Raw genomic sequence first — 20,873 nt, 5'->3', positions numbered from 1 at the left:
CACGTATATGGATAAGTTTATCGAAAACTTAGATTTGTCTTCAAAAGGAATCTGGGTTCCCATTTCATTAGGTGTCATAATGTTAGCATATGTATTTTTTATGCCAAAGCGATTAAGCTGGGGAGAGATTTATTTTATCTTTTGTACCACGGACTATGTAGCAATAGTAATAGATGTATTCATTATGTTAAATTATCTTGATGTATTTGATCTGGGGCATGATATACAGAAAGAAGGAATAGGTGATTTCATAAGTTACGCAATCATCCCTTCGTGTTATGCCGTCATATATCTAAATTACTTTAAACAGGAAAAGAAATGGCTGTACATTGTTCTTTTCACAATCTTATCCTCCTTATCTGAATGGGCGCTTGTTCAAGTAGGATATATGAAGTTAAAAGGATGGCAAACTTGGTGGTCTATTCCTGTATTCATTGTTGTTTATGGTTATTGGTTGCCTTGGCAATTAAGCTTATTACGAAAAGTGCAAAGGTCGGTGTGAGAAAAAATACATTCTTTCTTTTTAATCTCTTTTGCAGAAAGAACAAGTTTTCAAACACAGTGGAGTGATAAAATGATTTATTTAAAAATTGCTAAAACAATATACTTAAAACGGGACTATTGGTCAACAACAATCTTCAATAGTTGAGCACATTGTTTCATTATGAATGCGTTTTTTTCTGTGCATGAAAAGAAAATTGCGAAGTAATGAAAAAAGACGAAGTAATCATCACATCGCCCTAGTTACAGAAAAAATCTATATATCAATTTACTAATCCATATTGCAAAGATAATCCATATAAAAATAAATAGAAAACCTACAAACCAATTTTTAGGCTTACCATTTTTTCTAATTTCTTCTGCTTTGGCTCGATTCTCATCGATAACTATTGTTGGAATTAATTTTAACGCTAATGAAATTCCAAGTGGGACAAGGACCAAATCATCAAGATAGCCCAGAACAGGTATAAAATCTGGTATTAAATCGATTGGACTAAAAGCATAAGCCACGACACAAATAGCAACTACTTTTGCAAACCAAGTGACTCTTTGATCATTATATGATAAATAAAGTACAAATAAATTAAGTTTTAATTTTTTTGCAAAGCTTTTTAATTTAGTTAATGTATTTTGTTTTTGCATTATGTTCATAACCTCCACTTTAATATGATTATAAATCAAAAAGGAGGTTTTTTTAATGAACTATTGGCTTAAATATTGAAGGAGTAAAATTCAGCAATACAGCGCTGTTCTACTATCCTATAGACAATAGCATCGTTCTTGTGGGCCAGATTATTGAAGGACACCTGCTAGCTTTTAATGGGTGGAAGTAAGTTTGTAAATATATACCTATTAAAAAGAAGTTTAGAGCTCTCTAATGGTACTATGTAAAGAAGAAAGGTGGTTTATAACCAGCTTCTTCTTCTTTTGTTGCTTTGAGGATAATCGTTTAATTTGGGTTTACTCTCAATGACTTTGTTTTGATTTAATTGGTCTCTTTTCTTATCCCTCTCTATTAATGAATCCAGCTTATCAATTGCCTTTTCTAATTGGAGGTCATCTAAATCCCCCTTAGCATATAAACTGCATATTAAACCATAAGCAATCGCTTTTGTTTCGATATCTATATTTACTACAAGGTCAACGTCTGAGTTTCCACTATTATCTATTACGGTTTTAAGTATGTTCTCAGCTGGAATCCTCATCCTTAATTCCTCCTTATTTTTACTAAAAGAGATACTAGAAAAACTAGTATCCCTATAAAACTTTATTAATCTTGTTCTTGCTCTTGTTCTTGATCCTGATCAGAATCAGCATCTGATCTAGCCCTTACTCTTGCTCGAGAGTCGCTATCTACAGTAATATCGACATCCAATCTAGAATTCCCACTATTAAACACCTTTGCTCTTGCAATATTTGTATTTTTATCTTTTAAATTAATATCGTTTTCATTATCTAGGTCGTTATCAAGGATAGATTCTACATCTGTGTCTACGTCATTTTTGACGTCATTTTTAACTTCATTTCTTGAACGTTTATTACTGCCGAAGATATCTTCGTTTCTCCAAACTCTACTCATTTATTTCTCCTCCTTTTATTGAGATGATTTATTCTATTCAAAAAGTAATTTATAGTTTGGACAGTTAGATCAATTTTATATAAACTATAGTATATTTTTAAAGGTTAATAGGTACTCATCATATAGAGATTTATTCAGTGTTCTTTAATTATCCGCTCTTGCAATGAATTATTAATTTAAACTTTATTTATTGACTAATGTGTGCTAATTAAAAGAAAAAAACTAACAAAAGTCATTTGTTGCACAGCACAGGAATCAATCAACGGTCTTCAGTAATAGAGCTCAAAAGAAAAGAATAGAGGGTTAAGGGTATGTTAGGTATTCTATGATCTTCAGAAATCGAAGCGCTGCTCTTGATTATGGGTGTCGCTCTTTTTCATTATAGGGCCATATATTAGATGTTACTCGTGGTACTAATTAGTGTATAGTAAAAAGAAAAATTTCACTTTATTAAAGGAGGGAAAAAACTATGGAGAAGATAGAATATGAGTGGGTAAAACAAACGCGTCAAATTTTATTAGATCAATGTAGAAAATTAACTGAAGATGAACTTACAAAAGAGTTTGAATTTGGTTTTCAGAGTATTAGAGATTCATTAGTTCATATGGCAGGATGCTATCATGCGTGGATAGGTTCTTTTTTGCTATCTGAGACATCATCTCCATTATTAACGAAAGAAGTAATTCATAATATGAAGGTAGATGATATTCAACGCTATTATAAACAAGCTGATGAATATGTAGAGAGTTTATTTGATCAATTCAAAGACAAATTTGAAGAGTATATCGAAAAAGAGCCTTCTTGGAAACCGGGTAGTGGGTTAGTAAGTAAAACTCCACACCAATTACAGTTCCATTCAATTACTCATGAATTCCATCATAAAGGGCAAATTGTAACGATATTGCGTTTACTTGGCCATATACCTAAAAACACAGACATTTTGGGGTTGTCTGATAAGGAATTCGCAAAAAGATCATAAGGAAATCTTTCGCAAACAAGCATCTTTCTGATATAAGAGGGGTGCTTATTTCAATTTATGTTATAAATTTTAGAAAAACAAGGATGATGGTTATGTTAAAATTAGGAAGATGCTGTAAGAAATGTACTTAACGACAGGCAGGGTAATAGAAGCTTAGTTTGATAATGGAGATTAGAATAAATGAGTACAATCACTTTAAAAACAAAAATATTATACTATCTTTCCTTAACTCTTTTTCTTTTTAGTGTTATTTCATGGGTACCTTATCTGGTGCTTAACATCCAAAAACCCTATGGAATGCTAACATTCATCCTTAGTCCAATAGGCTTTTGTTTCGGTTACCTAGCAAAGAATAGACTTTTGGCAATAATCAATTTAGCTATGCTATTTAGTTTTATCCCAGTAATGATTTATGTTTACTTTACTAAAGGATATATACCTATGTGAGATTTTTTTAAAAATATAGTCGTCGTACTTGTTAAACAATTGTTAAGCAGAAATAAAAAGATGGTTAGAGGTGCAGTGAGTGATGAAGATAGATCCAATAGTAGCAGCAAAACAATTTATTGATAAGAACTTTTCAAATTGCCAAGGAGCTATATTAGCTGGAAGTGTTGTTAGGGGGGAGGCTACAGAAACATCTGATCTGGATATTGTCATTTTCGATGAAAATCTCACATCATCATATAGGGAATCAATGTTTGACTTTGGATGGGCTATAGAGGTTTTTGTTCATAATTTAACTTCATACAAATACTTTATAGAAATGGACTGCAAGTCTGCTAAGCCTTCTATGCCAAGAATGATTTCCGAAGGGATTATCTTAAGAGATGTAGGAATCTTAGAATCTATAAAAAAGGAAGCTAAAGAAATTTTAGAAAAGGGGCCGGAAATATGGTCTAAAGAAATGATAAATACGAAACGATATTTTATAACTGATGCACTGGATGATTTTTCAGGAAGTAATAACCGAGCTGAAGACATATTTATAGCCAATACAATAGCTTACCTTGTTCACGAATTTGTATTAAGAACAAATCGTCAGTGGATTGGTTCTTCGAAATGGATTGTACGGGCTCTAAACCAATATGATGAGAATTTTACAGAAGAGTTTGTAGCGGCTTTTAATGTTTTTTATAAAACAGGTGAGAAAAAGAAGGTTGTTCAATTAGTTGATAAGGTATTGGAACCTCATGGGGGTCGTTTATTTGATGGGTTTTCACTTGGAAAATGAAAAGATATTCCATATTACCTTATAAAACAATTTAGAGAAATACTTTAAGGGTTTATTAAGTTTAGGGGGGGATCTATTTGTTAAAGGAACATAGTAAGGCATTAAGTATTATTTCATCTTTATTAGCAATAGCAGGATTAGTTCTGATGTTTTCAAGTATTTCTTTTGCAACAGCTCTAGGGGATTCTTGGCTCCTTGAGCAAGCAGATGGTATCGCTGATACAAGCCAATACAACATGATTGTTAATACGTATAAAAATAACTTTGTCATTATTGGAAGCATATTGTTTGGTGCAGGTCTATTAACTGCTATATTTACTTACTTTACATCTGTACTATTTGGAAAAAAGGAGAACAACCATATCGACTAATTGTTCATAAACAATCAGGCTATTTTTTGATTGGAAAGGAAAATTATGTTGGAAAATACAAAGAGGTCTGGGAGGCAGGATTTATGCTTTACGATTTAAAAGGTGAAAAAGATATGACACCCATCGTAGGAATGTTATATTCAGCTGTGAAAGAAAATAGTCAAAGACTACAATTTATAACTAATGGCATGTCGCAAGAAGAAGTAGAATACAAGGGTCCAAATGACAAGTTTAATAGCACAGCTCAGTTAATAAAACATATCATGTTTGTTGACCTCAATTGGGTTTATAGAATAAAAGGAGAACCACTTCCTGCTTCATTAAACGAACAATTTGGTCCCATGATAGATGCGAATGGCAGGCTTCCTATGTCCAAAGGCAAGACTTTGGAAGAGCTTTTGAATGAATATGAAAATGTATTAAAAATGTTAAATGATACATGTATACAATTGACAGATGATGATTTAGATTCAGTTGTCACTTTTGGTCATGGAAATGAAAAGAAAGCAACCATTCGATGGGGACTTTGGCACATCGCTGATCATAATCGCTATCATCAAGCTCATATTAATCAACTTAGAAAATGGTATAAAGAAAAAATCTAAATTCATTTGTCTATTTGCAGTTTTAAATAGTTGGGAGGAAATAGTTTGGAGCTCTGGGATCTATATGATTTCAATAGGAAAAAAATAAATAAAACACATAAACGCGGAATCCCATTACTAGAAGGTGAATATCATATAGTTGTTCATGTATGGATTAGAAATAAGAAAGGGGAAATTCTTGTAACTAAGCGACATCCAGATAAAACCCACCCCAACCTATGGGAGTGTACGGGAGGATCTATTTTAGCAGGTGAGGAAAGTCTGGAAGGAGCCCTTCGTGAAGTAAAAGAAGAAATAGGAATAGATTTAATAAAATTGAACGGTAAGTTAGTAAGAAGTGAACGTCGAGAAAATAATTTCTGTGATATTTGGGTCTTTGAGCAAACTTTTGATCTTTCAGGTGCGATGCTGCAACATGATGAGGTAATTGATATTAAGTGGGTGAACAAATCAGAGCTTGATAGTATGTATGATTCGGGTCTAATTGTTCCAACGCTTAGTTACTATAAAGAAATATTCTAATTTTAATTATATTACATATACTCTTCAAGCGCTTTTCTGGAACAAGGAAAGGTGCTTATTTTAGTTCGAATTCATCCTCTTAAAGAAACCTTACAAAGTTATTTGGATATTTATGTTAATATATATGGAAATAGTAGCTAGGATTTCGCTGACAGAAATGAAACGATCATTGATTTTCTATTTTTCTTATTGGAGGATCTTTTTATGAAACTAATTCAACAGAACAGTCATTTGTTTCGCATACCCGCCATTATTAGAGAGTTAAGTCATTTACTATGATTGAGTATAGTTGGATAGGAAGTAAAAACCATTATGTAGATGAAATTCACACCGAATGGTTGATCAATAATGTTGTAATAGGTCATTACGGTGGTAACTCTTCAGGGGGGATTTTAATTTATGAAACGAGTAGATGTCACGTATGTTCTTCTCTTTGATGACCAGGAGGAGAAAGTATTAATGGTTAAAAATAAAGGAGAAAATCATTCTTATTATACACTTCCTGGAGGAGCAGTTGAACCAGATGAAACACTTGAAGAAGCAGCAATTCGCGAAGTAAAAGAAGAAACGGGCTTAGATGTAGAGATAGATGGTGTTTTTTCTGTAAGTGAAACGTTTTTCGAAGAAAGAGGTCATCACGCGATTTTCTTTACTTTTAGAGGGAGAATAATCGGTGGAGACGTAAATATATCAATGCCAGAGGAAATCGAAGAAATTACATGGATGGACCCACAGCAAGCAGAAGAATATATACACATAACTGATTCAAAGGGATTGATAAAAAGTAAGTCATCAGTACCCTATTTACTTAGAAAAAGAGTTATTCATAACGCATAGTAATATGAAAAAAATAAATGCGAAAAAAATCCATCCGTCTATACGAGTCCTTCTTTCCTGTGCCACCTTAGATAATAAGATAGACCAAGAATATGAAAAATATATAAATGATCAAAACCGAAAGTTATTTGGTTTTGAATGTAACGGGAATTTTGTTGGATGTGTAGGAATTGAAATAACTAGTTTAAAAGAGTGTGTAATAAAACATATTGCTGTATCTCTAGAACAAAGAGGAAATGGCATCGGTAGCAAAATGATTAAATTTTTGACAGAACAATACCCAATCATTACTGCTGAAACGGATAAGGATGCAATCGATTTTTATCGAAAATACGGTTTCGAGATAAAGAGTTTGGGTGAAAAGTATCCAGGAGTAGAGCGTTTTTTATGTGAATATATTAATGAATGACCTTATTGAGTTTACAGTAGCTTTAGTTGAATAACGAACTCCAACTTTTAAAGCGTCACTTCAAAAGATTAAATGTATTTAGGAGGATAATAAGTGGAGATAAGAGGGAGGTTTTTATTATATTAACGCTTACATGATGGTTCAGCAAAAAAGGTTTTTCCTTTTTTGTAAGGATGTTGCCAGGTATTCTGGTATTTTTAGCTGCTGTAAGTATCTTCTATATTAGTATTGTTAAAATTAGAGGATTTGAGGGCGGAGTTTATGGTGTTCTTAGTTTCTTTTTAATCATTTTTGCCATAGTATCCTTTTTCATAGGAATCAAGGTTACTGCTAAACGATAAGAAAGATTAATCTACTTCTAAGGGCTTCCCAAATAATAGAGCTTGATTACTAAATATTGTTCTCTAATTTGTTTGGTAAATAAATGATTAGAATAATGCATTACATTACAGAGAGTGAGTGGAGTATAACATGTTTCCAATATTAGAGACAGATAGATTGATATTAAGAGAAATTACTAGGGATGATGCAGAGGGCATATTCTCTTGTTTTTCTGATGAGAATGTGACGAGATATTATGGTCAAGAGACGTTGAAAAATATAGAACAAGCAGAAGCATTTGTTGATTTCTTTGCAAACAGTTATAAAGAGAAAAAAGGAATACGTTGGGGAATTGAAAGAAAAGGAACTTCAGGAATCATTGGCACAATTGGGTTTAATGCTTGGTCTCCTAAACATAAACGAGCAGAAATAGGATATGAGATACATCCTAAACAGTGGAGAAAAGGTTATACTACCGAAGCATTATCAAAAGTAATTCAATATGGTTTTGACGAATTAGCTCTTACTCGTTTAGGAGCTGTAGTTTTTATAGAAAATGAAGCTTCTAATCAGTTGCTTTCCAAAATAGGATTTCAAAAAGAAGGCATTCTGAGGAATTATATGTATCAAAATGGAGAGGTATATGATACATATGTTTACTCAATATTGAAAAATAGGTAATGTTCCTATTTTAGTTAAACGAAACATTTAACAGGGTTTTCCTCTTTTTATTTTTAGACTAAATTGCCTAACTTAGGAAAGAATAGGAGGTGTTTACATAGTTTGTAAAAAGGTGGAATCTTCGTGTTAGATAACAAAAAAATATCACCACTTCAATTTGGTTTATTAGTGGTTGTTTTTACGATAGGAAGTTCGATTCTCCTTATACCTTCAGGGCTTGCTGGTATAGCTATGCAGGATGCGTGGATTGCATCACTAGTTGGGATCGTAATATCAATGATGATCATTATTTTATTTAGTATATTAGCTAAACTTTATCCCCGTAACACGTTTGTTGAATATTGCGAATTAATATTCGGGAAATGGATAGGGAAAATAATGGCTGTTCCATTTATCTATTTTTCTTTTATCGGGGCTTCGGGTTTATTATTTAATATGGGAAATTTTATGGTTACTCAAATAATGCCTGAAACTCCAATCGAAGTATTTAATACTGTGTTTGCGCTTGTTATTTTGTATGGCTTGCGCCTAGGAATAGAAGTAATCGCCCGAACTGCAGAAATCTTCTTTCCTTGGATGGTTCTATTAATACTCCTCCTTGTTATCGCTGTTATTCCTCAGATTGAAATCACAAGAATTCAGCCTATTCTTGAGGCAGATGTAAAAACAATTATTCATGGTGCCATTGTATATGCAAGCATAAGTGGGATGCCTTGTATAGTATTTGCAATGCTGATACCTTCATTACATAAACTAAAAAGTATTGGAAAGACTTTCGTAACGGCAAATATCATTGGCGGAATAGTCATTGCAGTCATTACATTTACTTGTATTGGTGTTTTAGGTGCTGATGTGACGTCACGTGCTGCTTTTCCAAGTTACGTGTTAGCAAAGAAAATCAGTGTAGCAGATTTTATGGAAAGAATTGAAGTTATTGTTGCAATCATATGGTTTATAACCCTTTTCTTCAAATTAACATTATATTTTTATGCAAGCATTTTAGGTACAGTTCAAATTTTAGGTTTATCCGATTATCGCACCATTTTAATTCCGTTTGGACTCCTGGTAGTTATCCATTCACTAATTATGTATCCAAATACAATTTATGAATCTGAATTTAACAATGGTGTATGGGTGCTTTATGCTTTGACAATTGGGGTTTTTCTTCCGATAGTATTATTGGTGATATCTAAAATGAAGCAGAAAATGAAAGCCATCTTAAAATAAATGACATGATCTAGGTGGTTCTATTTTTCTTGTTCCATGAGATATAGAGGAAAAGTCTACAAAATGGAAATGATAATGAAAGGGGAAGTTTGCTATCGAAAAAGAGACAAGCATTGATAAAGCTGTTGGTTACGCAAAAGCTTCTTTGGCACTAGAAGGGTTAACTTTAACTGAAAAAGAGGAGTTACTTGTAAGGGCTAAGTTGGAAGGCAAAATTTCGGAAGAAGAGTTTAACAAAAGAGTAATGGAAATAGTTAATGAGTGATATACAGAAAACCATCAGTCTGTCTATTGTTATCCTGGACAGATTTATTAAATTAGAAGAATTTTTACATCGATCACTAGACAGAACATTTTATTAAAAGTGAAATATAAAAACATTAAGAATTAATTAAACAAACATAATATCTGTTAAAATCTAAAAAAATTCTAAGGATAGCAGTCAAAGAGCTCTTTTTCATTAGTGCTGGATTGTTGAAGATTCCTAGAAGGAAAAATAATCCTCTTATAGATCATGTTTGAGAATATTATTTCATTTAAAAAAGGTGGGGGAAGGTTATGATTGAATCACTATCTAAACAGATACCCTTAATAAGTAATTGTAAGGAAATCAAACAGATTACAAAGGGGTTTTCTTTTGATGATAAATTTTTAATATATACACAGGACGAGAATAAAAAGTTACTACTTCGATTGTTTGATCTAGATGACTTTGAATCAAAAAAGAAAGAATATTCTATTTTAGGGAAAATGAAGGACTATAACGTTACTTGTTCAGAACCTATTTCTATTGGTGAAGTAGAAAATAGAGGATATATGATCACATCGTATATAGAGGGGAAGGATGGAGAGGAAGAAATCCCCAAATACTCACATAAAGAACAATATAATATTGGTGTTGAGGCTGCAAAAGAACTAAGAAGAATGCATCAATATACTGCCCCAGACAATGTGTCTTCATGGTATTCAAGAAAGGTAAAGAAACATAAGAATTACATGAAAGCATACTTAGAATGTGGAATAAAAGAAAAAAATGATCAAAAAATAATGAATTTTATTGAGAAGAACATTCACCTCATGAAAAATCGCCCAAACTTATTCCAACATGATGATTTTACACTCGGAAACATCATTGTGAATAATAAAGAATTTGCAGGAGTTATAGATTTTGGCAGGTATGATTGGGGTGATCCTATTCATGAATTTCTTAAGATTGGTATTTTCACTAGAGAAATAAGCATACCTTTTTCAATAGGACAAATTAGAGGTTATTTTAATAACAATGATCCTGATGAATATTTTTGGAGGTTGTATTCACTTTACCTAGCGATGTGCGTTTTTTCAACTGTCATATGGACGTTAAAAGCTATTCCAGAAAGCTTAAATGATATGCTAGATAAAGTGTATATGTTTTTAGATGATCATGATTATTTTGAAAAATTAATGCCTAAATGGTACATCTGAGAAACTGAATATCCAATTGTAGATTAGATTTACAAGTATCTAGAGATGAAGGCGCTTTATATATAAGGGGAATTGTATAATGGAAGGTGAATAATTGGATATAAGAAGAGCTTATTTAGATGTTATTTGGAGGTTTATTGAATAAGGGGGAGAATTTTCCTTAAGGGATAAAGCTTTTTCTTATTGGAGTAAGGTAGAAGTGATTAGCTTAGAAAGATCCTGAAACTTTCCTACATAGTGTTCCGTATTTTAATAGAAGGAAGTGATTAGTTGGAAGAGAAAAAGTTTTATAATTCAAGAATTTATATGTTTGTAATATTAATTGTTTTTGCTCCCTTGTTAATCTATGTGGCAGTGCTTTTTTATTCTAATTTAGGCGGTGAAATGAATTGGCTTTATTGGGCAGGACTGATCTGTAGGTTATTATTTGGGATGCTTTTCATATATATAACCGTTTATTCGTTTAAACAATTAATAAATCCTGCATTACTTATCACAGTGACAGAAACCGGTGTAATTGTTGAGAAAGATAAAAGAAACGTTGAAATTGGATGGAGAGATATCGAATCTTATATGATTTGTGGAAGGCCTAGTCAAAGTGGCAGCTTTCTTTATTTTTATATTTTCCTAAAAGATAAAATAGCTTCTAGCACTATTCCTAAGGAGCTGAAAATTGAATATCATTTTATGAAAAATAAAAAAATATTGAAAAAAGTCTTCGACGAAAATAAAATTAAAGAACTTCCACCGAATTATGAAGCCGTTAAACACATTAAATAAAATTAAGCTAATAAATACTGGAGTCTTCCAGAAAATCGCCTTTTCTTTTTTACTAAAGGAGCAGGATACTTTACTAAGCAACACAGAAGATTAATGAAACATTTATTCGATAACCCCGTATAATTATTAAGACTTTTAAAGTGGGGGGAGTTATTGTGGAAACAAATGTTCAAACGTCTCAAAACTTTGATATTGTAACTAAAAAAGAAGTAAGTATGAGAAAGTTATTAAATATAATAGGTACATTCATTTTTGCTGGATTAGCATTTAGTAATGTCACAACTCCACTTCCTTCGAGTGAAGACACCAAAGAATTTTTACTATTTATTGTTGGAAGTGCTATTATCTATTACTTTTTAGTGAATATCTATTTCATAAGGCAGATAGGGAGAATGATTGTTTTTACAATTCTTAGTCTTTTAGGTTGTTTTAGTATATTTATGGCTTTTTATCTTGGAACTAATTCAGTACCACACTAATAACTAAATTGAATTATTCTTTTTGTTCAAGTAACGGGTGCAAGAGTTTAAGTACGAGCGGTCAATGAGTCAGCTTTTTCCGTTCTTGAACTATAGGGCAGGTGAGTTGAAATGGAAAATATATCCCAATTAAGGAGTTTGAGTGTTACAATTAAAGTGTGCTAATTATAAGGGGGATAATGTGAACGAGAAAAAACCAAGGTTATCTTTGACGGGTGCAATAGTTATTTTAAGTATATGCATACTATTTTCTGCGTTTACTATATCAAGTGCTATAAGGGATTCAACAAGAAACAATTCAGATAACGAAACTTATGAATACGAATTAAACAGATTTAATGATAATTTTGAAGAACTGATAAAAACACTACAAGAAAATAATGAGGTGGGACAATAACCTTATTTGATATGATTGCTGAATGTAAAACACCATTTCTTGTTAAAGAAAAGGGTGCAAGATTGCAGGGGCTGCTACGACAGTCCTGTTTCTTCTTGTGCTAACGGGGGAGTTTTGTGAATGAATAATTGGTGGTACAGTTTTTACTTCTTGATTTTAGGTGTCATTGCTTTTTTTACAGGAGAAATTATAACCTTTATAATGCTTGGCTTTATATTATTAAGCCTAAATAATATAAACAACACACTGAAAAAGATATACAAAATTAACAGATGATCCTTTTATCGATACAACATTAGTACGATCTTTAGAAAAAGTAAACGAAGTACTATTAAAAACTCAATCAATTGGTTTAGAGAAACACAATAGACTCTCTAATTTTTTAGATGATTTGCAAAACGATATTCAATTGGTGTTCAAACAATTAAAAACACTTTAAATGGTTTAGAGAAGACAGCATATTGACATCTTTTTCTACTAACAGTTGTTTTACATAAATTAGGAGTAGAACACTTTTCTTATTATGCTAACGAAGCAGGTTAGTTTAATAAATGAGTTTGGGTATTTATGGTGAAATTTATTGAAGGGATTTTCAGAAAGGAGTTAAACCAATGTTGAGAATTATTGAATGGATTGGTTATATAATCTGTTTAGGTTCCGTACTGGCAAACGGTTTAATACGTCATAATGGCAATCATAATACCCTTTGGGATAGAGTTACATTTTTTTCAGTTTTCGTAGGTGCAATCATCACCATAGTTGCATTCTTGTTTAGAAAATATGGTGGTCACAATAAAGAAAATAGAAAAGAGTTTATGAAGTGATTATTGCACTAACAGGTGCAATAGTTTTACAAGGGGTTGCTGCGGCAACCTTTTTCTTATTGTAGTAACGGAGCAGAATACTTCAATAAGGATTATGGGTTTTTATGGTAAAATGTTACCTAATGGGGTGTGAGAAATGAGAAAAATAATTATGATTTCGTTTCTAATTGTTGCCATAGTGTCGATTGGACTTTTTACTTTTATAAAATCCAATCCACCTTTAGTTAGTGGGACGGTTGGTTCATCTGGGGATAAACATACAGTTGTTGTTGAAATAGGAAATAAAGGTTTTAGTGATGTAAATATTAAGAGTGTGTTTATAAATAATAATGCAGTACCATAAGACAAAAAAATTCAAATAAGTAATCCATTAAAAGGCTTCATTATTTCTGATGGTTTTGATGGTGAAGCAAAAGAATATGGAATTAAAAACATCAAGGATGTAAATATCTTGGCAAATACTTCTCCATCAAGACAGTTAGAAAAAGTAAATAATGGCACTGCTTCTGAAAATGATAAAAGCTATTGGTTAACAGTTATAAACAATAAACCTATAAACGAAGTAATTATACACTATAACTATATAGGGCTTTCCTTTGAAAAAAGTATTTTTGTTAAACTAATAATCGGATTAATTGAAGAATAATCGAAACCATCACTAATAAATTAACGTATACCTAGTAACTAAATATGAGGGATGTAAAATAGCTTCCACTATAGTTGTCATAATCATTATATCAGCTGTACTTCTCGATTACTTCTGGTTTGATGTTGATAAAAAAAGATGGGGATGGATGGAAAGTTGGTCTAAGTTTAATAAAGGATTATGGTTAGTGGTTTAGGTTTATCAAAGAAGACAATTAAATGTATTCACGAAGTAAAATAGGGGTGTTTTAATGGACATGAGAAACTTTATACTTCATCGAGATATACTTTCGGTTGAAGTAACAATAGATAAAAAGGATTACATTATTGGTGTTCAATGGAAAGCACCAGAAAAACCTTATGGTGATACATGGGTATTAAAGTCTTATTCAACTAAAGAGACTGGAAACAAGGATTTATCAAAAGAACAAATTAACGAGTTTTTAAAAACTATCAATGCTAATTGGAATTGGAATATGGATGACTTTAAAAAATAAGTTGTTAAGCTAACGGGTGCTTTATTCTATGATCATTCTTCAGCAATAGAAGCGTAAGAGTGGAAGATAGGGTGATTGCTATGTCAACTGCGTGCTATTTGTACTTAAAACCAACTACTTATGCAAGTTAAGGGGGAAACGATGGTTATAAGTGATGAGATTTATGGTGATTTCGAGGTAGATCAAGTAATAGAAGAAATAATAATGAGTAAGCCAATTCAAAGGTTAAAGGGCATACATCAGGGTGGAGCAAGTTACTTGGTAAATGAAAAATGGAACGTCACTCGTTATGATCATTCAGTAGGTGTCATGTTACTAATAAAAAAGCTTGGTGGTTCGCTAAAGGAGCAAATTGCAGGATTATTACATGATGTTTCTCATACTGCTTTTTCTCATGTAATTGATTTTGTCCTTGAAAATAAAGAAGAAGATTATCATGAAAAAATATATGATTCAGTTGTTAAAAACTCAGAAATTCCAACTATTTTAGCTAAATATAATCTGAATTATGAGGATGTTTTGCTTGATGATACTAAATGGACGTTGTTAGAACAGCCTGCACCAGATTTGTGTGCGGATAGGGTAGATTATACTCTTCGTGATATGTATGTGTATGGACATATAACGATAGAAGAGGTTAAGCGCTTCTTGGAAAACATAATGATTTTCGAAGGAAAAATGTATCTTACTAACATTGAAATTGCAGAATGGTTCGTCCAAACGTTTTACAAAGAAGTTATAGACTTCTTTATGGATCCGTTAAATATCTATGGCTATGATATATTGGCTAAGATCTTAAAACGATCGTTAGAGAAAAACATTGTGAACTTTAACGATTTTCTTGGTAAAGATGATGACTTAATAAGAAAAATAAAACTTTCAGAAGATAAAGAAATACTTAATTTATTTAGCAAGCTTCATCCAAATGTACGAGTAAAAGAGGACAAAGAAAATTATGATTTACATAGGAAAAATAAACTTCGAATGATAGACCCTTCAATCTTAAAGGAAGGTAAACTAATACCTGCGTCGAAATTATCAGAAAGAGTTAGAGCTATGAGGAATATAGCATATGAGAAAGCCGAGAAAGGGATGTATGTAAGAATCCTATCTAGCTAAAGTTAGCATTTAATGTTTTGAGATTTACCACACAACAATCTTCAACAATAGAGCGCTTTTCTGGTTAATGGCCAGATTGGAGAAGAACAATTAGAATGAAATTAAGATTATTAAGAGTTACACTTAAAGTAACGGAGTTTAGTTCAAGATGAAGTGATAAAATATTTAAAAAAGTTAATGAGTGAGGTTAATTTGAGTATTGAAGAAATTTAGGGAAGATGGGAACCAGTTCAGAGTTTTCCGAAGAGAATTTATTTATAGAGTCTAATTGATAATGAAAATGGTCTTGCTTTACTATTTGAAACAGAGGATGATAAAACAATAGCATTTAATTTCGACAGTGGAGTTTTATCTTATAGAAACGCCGATGAAGGAGATTTGTATTAGACATTATGCGATTTAGATAAGGAGTATGGGGTTGAATTTTATAGTAATTGGTTACTTTTCAAAGTGAAAATTCTTCTTATCTTAATTGGTTTTAAATAGTAAGTCGAACTTCTTAACAGGAGGAAGAAAGATGAAAATTTATGTGGATGCAGATGCTTGTCCGGTGAAAGATATTATTATTTCTGAAGCAAGGAATTTAGAAATCCCGGTTATCCTTGTTACAAGCTTTTCTCATTTTTCTAATGCAGAACAGCCAACAGGAGTGGAAACCATTTATGTTGATTCTGGAGCAGATGCTGCAGATTATCGAATTGTGAAGTTGGTAGAAAAAGGAGATATTATTGTGACACAAGATTATGGTCTTGCGTCGCTAGGTTTAGCAAAAGGAATTATCGTCCTCCACCATACAGGATTCAGTTATACAAATGAAAATATCGACCAATTATTACAAACACGTTATTTAAGTGCAATGGCTCGAAAAAGCGGACAGCGAACAAAGGGTCCAAAGCCTTTTAAAGCAGAAGACCGGGAGCAATTTAGGGATCTTTTTATACAGGTTATTACTAGTTAAAAATTTAGGCTAAACTCAGAGATTAAGAAAGGAGCTAAATATTTTGAAGTACATAAAATCGCAAATGCAACAACTAATTAAGGAAAATAAAGAACTGCATACCCGCTTTAAAGAACTGAAGTCAGAAATGGGTCTTGAAAAAAACAATGCCCTCAAGGCCTTGTACCATTCAGAAGTTGCCGATAGAGGAAAGTACCAGGTAGCTTACCAAGCACTTGATCAGCCCAAAAAGTAAATTCTTTTCTATTGTTTATTCTTACTAAAAGTTTGTTATAAATGTTAGATCGTTATATGTGAATTAAGTTAAAGGGGTGATTAGTGGGAGATGCGAAGGAAATAGCAAAGCTGTTACAAAAAGAACAAGAACAATATGGATTTGATGAAGCAATGATTATCAGTATTCCCCATTCACAAGAAAAACGCTTGGATGTCTATCGATTATTAGCAAGGGAATTGTTGTCAGTTTGAGTGAAGAATTACCTTAAACAAACGGGGGTATTGATCCAATAAGGATCAATACTCTTTTTTTATTCAGCAAAAGAGCAGCAATCCTGTAATAAAAGAAATAGCGAAAAAACAAATTTGTGAAGGAATGTACTTACACTAACGGGTGCTAGAGTTGAAGATTCAGGGTTGCTGCGGCAGCCCTTTTTGTTGTTCCACTAACGGGAGTTAACTGAACAAGAAGTCCTTTTTATGACTCTAAAGAATATACATATAACAATAAGTGTAAATGGAGGATGTAATGGACTCGCAAGGGAGAGTAAGTTTAAGTGTTGCTTGGATAACTTTGTTTCTAATGGGTACTGATTTATTTGTAGTGTCTCCGTTACTACCGTTCATTTCGGAGGCGTATAATGTTAGTTCAGCTATGACAGGATGGAAGGTAACTGTTTTTGCTGTAACATATGCTATTGTAGCACCTTTCTTTGGTTGGGCTTCAGATAAAAATGAAAGAGGGATTTTTATTACATTTGGGTTATTGTTATTTTCCTTCTCTAATATCTTAACTGCTTTTTCACCTTCTTTTACCTGGTTAATCATTAGTCGTATTTTAGCTGGTTTGTCGGTTGCTGCGATTACCCCATTGATTTATGCCATTATCGGGGATATTGCACCATCACATCGGAGGGGAACTTGGCTTTCTATTGTTGTTTCAGGACATTTAACAGCTCTTTGGGCAGGAGCACCAGTCGGTACGTTACTAGAGCATTTTCTTGGTTGGCGTTCAGTATTTGTTGTAATGGCTATTATAGGGACTATATTGGCAGTAGTAAATTTCAAAACGTGGAAATATGTTCCTAAAAGTGATTTTACAAGAAATCTATTAGAAGGAAATCTGCTAAGAATACTTGGTTCGGTAAGTGTTACCACCATTTGGGCGATTTCAATGTATGCTCTTTATGTTTACTTAGGTGCGGCTCTATATTCCGAAAATAGATTCTCATCATCAGAAACCGCATAAGCTGTTACTTTTTATGGTATTGGTGCTGTTTTAGGAAGTCTTATAAGTGGACAATTTACAGATAGGTTTGGAGCAAGGAAGATTTCGAAAGCTGCGCTAATTTTTTTGACTGTAATACTCGTTTGTTTAGGAATATTCTTCTCATCTGGAGATTGGATTTATTTCTTTCTGTTCATATGGGCTTTGGTTGGGTATGCAGGATTTACATCATACCAAGCACGATTAGCAGTCGAATATCCAAAGGACCGAGGAATTGTTATGGCGTGGAATAATACGGCTCTGTATATTGGTATTACCATTGGTTCAATGATTGGTGGTTATGTCATATCTAATTGGGGATACCCTTTCCTCCCGTATATTTGTAGCATTGCAGCAATCATTAGTTTTGTCCTTAGCACCCAAAAGGTCCAAGAAACAAAAAAAGAATCAGCTTTTTCAGCAAATAGATGACCTCAGAATGAAGTCTTTTTATTGAACTACCATGAAAATAAACTTCTGTAATAAAGCGAAAAAGGCAATACTGAAGAAGACGCAGCTCATTCGTTTTTTAAAAAAGAGGAGAGCGCCAATTTCATTGATCTTGTTAATAAATAAATTGGACTAACGGGTGCTCGAGATGAATACCAGGGGTTGCTACGGCAATCCTTTTTTATTCGACTATCGGAACAGTTTAGTGTAATAAGAAGGAATACTGTAAACTGTAATTATTGGGGAATTTATACAGAGTTAAATAGGAGGAGGAGCCAATGGGTAAGACAGTTACCTTTTCATTCAGTAGTACAAAATATGAAGGCACAGAGGCGACAGAAACATTTACCTTTAAAGAATTGGGTATTGTTGAAGATTTGAATGACGAAGCATTAAAAATAGAAATAGAGAGAATTTTTCAGGCTTGGGTTTGGGATAAACTTAATATTTCTTATAGTGTAGTAATAGAATAACAGAAACACACATAGTACAGATAGTTGACTAATGATTGAGATACCTAAAGTGGTATCGCATTCTTATTGTACTAAATGTGCAGGTTAGTATTAGAAACTACCTAAACCAGCAAATTCAAATTATGATATTCTTAGCTTATAACGGTTTTCTTTTAGGAGAGTTAATAATGATTGAAATAATATACGATGCTAGTTTCCTTGAAGGTTCTTGTTTTATAGAGATTCTCCCTGACAATTATAAAGGAGAATGTTGGAGTAATTCTTCTATATTCTTTTCAGAAGATAACTTTGGCTATATAATGCCTGTCTTTGAAAAGTGTTACAAAAATTTTGATTATTATGGATTCAATGAAATAGATATTGATACGTGGAAATCGATTATAAAAGAATTGCAAAAAATGAAGGATTATCTATCTAATAATCCTGAACCAAATTCGCTAAAAGCAGTTATTGGTTTTCCATTCATCTATTCTGAGGAAGAATTTATGGAAACCTATGATAATAATATAAAGCAACTTATAACTATGATTACGGAATTCCAAAAGTGGATAGAAGATAAAATCTCTTCAACTAAGGTTATTTCCATTTTAGGAATGTAATTTAGAAAGGTATGAATTTTACAGTAATCAAGCTAAATATGCATTTTTTTGTATAAGTTTTTGAAGCATTACACTTACACTAACAGGAGCAAGAGTTTAAGAACGAGCTGTCATTGAGGCAGCTTTTGTTATTGAACTATAGAAGCAGGTTAGTGCAATAAGGGTTTTTTTTGAGGAATGCTAAAGAAAACTTCAAATATACAAATTGAATCAAGGTGAGTTAAATGAAATTTAAAGTAAAACATATTTTGATAACAATAATCACAATACTTGCTGTATTTATGGTTGGTAAATATGTATTGGATACATTGTTTAGAGATATGTGTGGAAATGATATTATACAAAAAACTAAAGGGTGCCTTAGTTCGATAGCCATCTTCAACAAGAGAGCGCCATTCCTGAACAAGGATGAGCGCTCTTGTTATTGAATAAAGGATAGCGCTGATCTTATTTTAGGGCAGGGCAAATATATAAAACCTTCAAACTTAAAATTGGATATTTATGTTAAAATGTAATGAGGTTACGAAAGATTAGAATTTCTTAGAGGGTATCTTAAAAGAAGTAGGGAGATTTGATTTGAGAAAACTTATTTTTTTCGTTCTTTTACTACTACTATTACTAACAGGATATAGCATTCTTAATAAAGTTCCCCATAATGTAGAACTAGGGAAGTCCATAAATTCTATAGTAGAAAATGTAAATAATACTGAAATCAGTATTAAAACTTTAGCTGATTTTGACTGGGATAAAGGCTTCCTTTTTACACCTTATAGTACCCAAAAAGGTATAGATGAGCAATTAGGTGTTCATTTTAAAGATCCTAGTAATATTGATTGGAGAGACGATATATATCTTTTGGTTTTCATGGAAAATGATAAAGTTGTTCAATATGTAGAGATTGATCGTCAAGGTGCTGATTTTAAATTAGGGGAAAAGGAGTACCTTACTCCTTCCGATGATGTGATAATTATAGAAAGGTATTAAAGTATCTTTCATTATACTCTAACAAGCGCTGTTATTGAATAAGGATAGCTGCTTTTTGTTTATAAGGCCCGCTTTCATTAGGAAAACTGGACCTTCTAATATATTTTTTAAGATAAAAGTTCATCTTTAATAAAAGTTTAATGGGGGCATAATTATGTCGTTAATATTAGGACTCATTGCTATAGTATCAACTTTTATAAATCTTTATATGTATAAAACAGGAAAAGACTATAAACTTGCGATGGCAATGGGATTATCATTTACAGCATTGACAGTCTGTGCTGTAAATAGCCTTGTATCTAATTGGGTAAAAGCAGAGGATTGGGGAGCATTGTTGGATGTTGTACCTACTATGGAAAAGGCATTATGGTTTCTGACAATTGTTTTTATTTTACTAAATATAGTACCTATACTTTTAGAACTAAAGGATAAAAATTAATTACTTATTGTCACAA

At 32.3% G+C, this 20,873-nt stretch carries 30 protein-coding genes and 1 pseudogene; 28 read left to right on the top strand and 3 right to left on the bottom strand.

Features of this window, described 5'->3' with window-relative positions:
* The first annotated feature begins 7 nt into the window (after nucleotides 1–7).
* The gene (locus HWV59_RS15340; RefSeq protein WP_175639391.1) at nucleotides 8–502 is read left to right on the top strand and encodes a hypothetical protein; all 495 of its coding nucleotides are present in this window, start codon (nucleotides 8–10) and stop codon (nucleotides 500–502) included.
* A 242-nt stretch (nucleotides 503–744) separates the two neighbouring features.
* Here HWV59_RS15340 and HWV59_RS15335 read toward each other — a convergent pair whose 3' ends face one another.
* The 3 genes from HWV59_RS15335 to HWV59_RS15325 form a co-directional block, all read right to left on the bottom strand.
* Nucleotides 745–1,143: a YkvA family protein gene (locus tag HWV59_RS15335; protein WP_102233018.1), complete on the bottom strand. Its 399-nt coding sequence runs from the start codon at nucleotides 1,141–1,143 to the stop codon at nucleotides 745–747.
* Between the two features lie 263 nt (nucleotides 1,144–1,406).
* The gene (locus HWV59_RS15330) at nucleotides 1,407–1,706 is read right to left on the bottom strand and encodes a hypothetical protein (protein WP_102233017.1); all 300 of its coding nucleotides are present in this window, start codon (nucleotides 1,704–1,706) and stop codon (nucleotides 1,407–1,409) included.
* Between the two features lie 65 nt (nucleotides 1,707–1,771).
* Complete coding sequence (locus tag HWV59_RS15325) at nucleotides 1,772–2,080, bottom strand: hypothetical protein (RefSeq protein ID WP_102233016.1); 309 nt, start codon at nucleotides 2,078–2,080, stop codon at nucleotides 1,772–1,774.
* A gap of 469 nt (nucleotides 2,081–2,549) precedes the next feature.
* Here HWV59_RS15325 and HWV59_RS15320 point away from each other — a divergent pair, with 469 nt between their 5' ends.
* The 27 genes and pseudogenes from HWV59_RS15320 (at nucleotide 2,550) to HWV59_RS15195 (ending at nucleotide 20,857) form a co-directional block, all read left to right on the top strand.
* Nucleotides 2,550–3,059 carry a DinB family protein gene (locus HWV59_RS15320; RefSeq protein WP_175639390.1) on the top strand — a complete coding sequence of 170 codons (510 nt, stop codon included), beginning with the start codon at nucleotides 2,550–2,552 and terminating at the stop codon, nucleotides 3,057–3,059.
* A gap of 529 nt (nucleotides 3,060–3,588) precedes the next feature.
* The gene (locus tag HWV59_RS15315; RefSeq protein ID WP_102233013.1) at nucleotides 3,589–4,293 is read left to right on the top strand and encodes a nucleotidyltransferase domain-containing protein; all 705 of its coding nucleotides are present in this window, start codon (nucleotides 3,589–3,591) and stop codon (nucleotides 4,291–4,293) included.
* A 77-nt stretch (nucleotides 4,294–4,370) separates the two neighbouring features.
* Nucleotides 4,371–4,664 carry a hypothetical protein gene (locus HWV59_RS15310; RefSeq protein WP_102233012.1) on the top strand — a complete coding sequence of 98 codons (294 nt, stop codon included), beginning with the start codon at nucleotides 4,371–4,373 and terminating at the stop codon, nucleotides 4,662–4,664.
* 83 nt (nucleotides 4,665–4,747) lie between these two features.
* Nucleotides 4,748–5,269, top strand: a complete 522-nt coding sequence (locus tag HWV59_RS15305; RefSeq protein WP_175639389.1) for a DinB family protein — start codon at nucleotides 4,748–4,750, stop codon at nucleotides 5,267–5,269.
* 45 nt (nucleotides 5,270–5,314) lie between these two features.
* A complete protein-coding gene (locus HWV59_RS15300; protein ID WP_102233010.1) occupies nucleotides 5,315–5,791 on the top strand; it encodes an NUDIX hydrolase in 477 nt (158 codons plus the stop codon).
* Between the two features lie 399 nt (nucleotides 5,792–6,190).
* Nucleotides 6,191–6,628 carry an NUDIX hydrolase gene (locus HWV59_RS15295; protein WP_102233008.1) on the top strand — a complete coding sequence of 146 codons (438 nt, stop codon included), beginning with the start codon at nucleotides 6,191–6,193 and terminating at the stop codon, nucleotides 6,626–6,628.
* 4 nt (nucleotides 6,629–6,632) lie between these two features.
* Nucleotides 6,633–7,037, top strand: coding sequence for a GNAT family N-acetyltransferase (locus HWV59_RS15290; protein ID WP_175639388.1), 405 nt, complete (start codon nucleotides 6,633–6,635; stop codon nucleotides 7,035–7,037).
* A 471-nt stretch (nucleotides 7,038–7,508) separates the two neighbouring features.
* Nucleotides 7,509–8,039 carry a GNAT family N-acetyltransferase gene (locus HWV59_RS15285; RefSeq protein WP_175639387.1) on the top strand — a complete coding sequence of 177 codons (531 nt, stop codon included), beginning with the start codon at nucleotides 7,509–7,511 and terminating at the stop codon, nucleotides 8,037–8,039.
* A gap of 123 nt (nucleotides 8,040–8,162) precedes the next feature.
* Nucleotides 8,163–9,266, top strand: coding sequence for a GerAB/ArcD/ProY family transporter (locus HWV59_RS15280; RefSeq protein ID WP_175639386.1), 1,104 nt, complete (start codon nucleotides 8,163–8,165; stop codon nucleotides 9,264–9,266).
* Nucleotides 9,267–9,824: 558 nt separating this feature from the next.
* Nucleotides 9,825–10,730, top strand: coding sequence for an aminoglycoside phosphotransferase family protein (locus HWV59_RS15275; protein WP_175639385.1), 906 nt, complete (start codon nucleotides 9,825–9,827; stop codon nucleotides 10,728–10,730).
* A gap of 270 nt (nucleotides 10,731–11,000) precedes the next feature.
* On the top strand, nucleotides 11,001–11,510 hold the full coding sequence (locus HWV59_RS15270; protein ID WP_175639384.1) for a hypothetical protein: 510 nt from the start codon (nucleotides 11,001–11,003) through the stop codon (nucleotides 11,508–11,510).
* Between the two features lie 155 nt (nucleotides 11,511–11,665).
* Complete coding sequence (locus tag HWV59_RS15265; RefSeq protein WP_235991751.1) at nucleotides 11,666–11,989, top strand: hypothetical protein; 324 nt, start codon at nucleotides 11,666–11,668, stop codon at nucleotides 11,987–11,989.
* Between the two features lie 181 nt (nucleotides 11,990–12,170).
* On the top strand, nucleotides 12,171–12,386 hold the full coding sequence (locus tag HWV59_RS15260; protein WP_142385671.1) for a hypothetical protein: 216 nt from the start codon (nucleotides 12,171–12,173) through the stop codon (nucleotides 12,384–12,386).
* 611 nt (nucleotides 12,387–12,997) lie between these two features.
* Nucleotides 12,998–13,210 (top strand): hypothetical protein, encoded by a 213-nt coding sequence (locus tag HWV59_RS15255; protein WP_102232999.1) that lies wholly within the window; start codon nucleotides 12,998–13,000, stop codon nucleotides 13,208–13,210.
* Nucleotides 13,211–13,346: 136 nt separating this feature from the next.
* Nucleotides 13,347–13,553, top strand: coding sequence for a hypothetical protein (locus tag HWV59_RS15250; RefSeq protein ID WP_102232998.1), 207 nt, complete (start codon nucleotides 13,347–13,349; stop codon nucleotides 13,551–13,553).
* 108 nt (nucleotides 13,554–13,661) lie between these two features.
* Nucleotides 13,662–13,856 (top strand): hypothetical protein, encoded by a 195-nt coding sequence (locus HWV59_RS15245; protein ID WP_102232997.1) that lies wholly within the window; start codon nucleotides 13,662–13,664, stop codon nucleotides 13,854–13,856.
* 250 nt (nucleotides 13,857–14,106) lie between these two features.
* Complete coding sequence (locus HWV59_RS15240) at nucleotides 14,107–14,352, top strand: hypothetical protein (protein ID WP_102232996.1); 246 nt, start codon at nucleotides 14,107–14,109, stop codon at nucleotides 14,350–14,352.
* A gap of 141 nt (nucleotides 14,353–14,493) precedes the next feature.
* Nucleotides 14,494–15,471 (top strand): HD domain-containing protein, encoded by a 978-nt coding sequence (locus tag HWV59_RS15235; protein WP_175639383.1) that lies wholly within the window; start codon nucleotides 14,494–14,496, stop codon nucleotides 15,469–15,471.
* A gap of 517 nt (nucleotides 15,472–15,988) precedes the next feature.
* Nucleotides 15,989–16,429 (top strand): YaiI/YqxD family protein, encoded by a 441-nt coding sequence (locus tag HWV59_RS15230; protein WP_175639382.1) that lies wholly within the window; start codon nucleotides 15,989–15,991, stop codon nucleotides 16,427–16,429.
* A 43-nt stretch (nucleotides 16,430–16,472) separates the two neighbouring features.
* On the top strand, nucleotides 16,473–16,664 hold the full coding sequence (locus HWV59_RS15225; protein ID WP_175639381.1) for a hypothetical protein: 192 nt from the start codon (nucleotides 16,473–16,475) through the stop codon (nucleotides 16,662–16,664).
* A gap of 83 nt (nucleotides 16,665–16,747) precedes the next feature.
* Nucleotides 16,748–16,897: a hypothetical protein gene (locus HWV59_RS15220; RefSeq protein WP_235991750.1), complete on the top strand. Its 150-nt coding sequence runs from the start codon at nucleotides 16,748–16,750 to the stop codon at nucleotides 16,895–16,897.
* A 277-nt stretch (nucleotides 16,898–17,174) separates the two neighbouring features.
* The gene (locus HWV59_RS27095; protein ID WP_235991749.1) at nucleotides 17,175–17,894 is read left to right on the top strand and encodes an MFS transporter; all 720 of its coding nucleotides are present in this window, start codon (nucleotides 17,175–17,177) and stop codon (nucleotides 17,892–17,894) included.
* 15 nt (nucleotides 17,895–17,909) lie between these two features.
* Nucleotides 17,910–18,344 (top strand): annotated as a pseudogene (locus tag HWV59_RS27090) (MFS transporter); the annotation flags it as partial.
* Nucleotides 18,345–18,640: 296 nt separating this feature from the next.
* Nucleotides 18,641–18,835 carry a hypothetical protein gene (locus HWV59_RS15210; RefSeq protein ID WP_102232992.1) on the top strand — a complete coding sequence of 65 codons (195 nt, stop codon included), beginning with the start codon at nucleotides 18,641–18,643 and terminating at the stop codon, nucleotides 18,833–18,835.
* Nucleotides 18,836–19,002: 167 nt separating this feature from the next.
* Nucleotides 19,003–19,434: a hypothetical protein gene (locus HWV59_RS15205; RefSeq protein WP_175639380.1), complete on the top strand. Its 432-nt coding sequence runs from the start codon at nucleotides 19,003–19,005 to the stop codon at nucleotides 19,432–19,434.
* A gap of 576 nt (nucleotides 19,435–20,010) precedes the next feature.
* A complete protein-coding gene (locus HWV59_RS15200; RefSeq protein ID WP_175639379.1) occupies nucleotides 20,011–20,418 on the top strand; it encodes a hypothetical protein in 408 nt (135 codons plus the stop codon).
* A 154-nt stretch (nucleotides 20,419–20,572) separates the two neighbouring features.
* On the top strand, nucleotides 20,573–20,857 hold the full coding sequence (locus HWV59_RS15195) for a hypothetical protein (RefSeq protein ID WP_175639378.1): 285 nt from the start codon (nucleotides 20,573–20,575) through the stop codon (nucleotides 20,855–20,857).
* Nucleotides 20,858–20,873 lie beyond the last annotated feature (16 nt).

Source organism: Metabacillus schmidteae (assembly GCF_903166545.1).
Lineage (GTDB): Bacteria > Bacillota > Bacilli > Bacillales > Bacillaceae > Metabacillus > Metabacillus schmidteae.
This window is presented reverse-complemented; position numbering and strand designations above follow the sequence as displayed.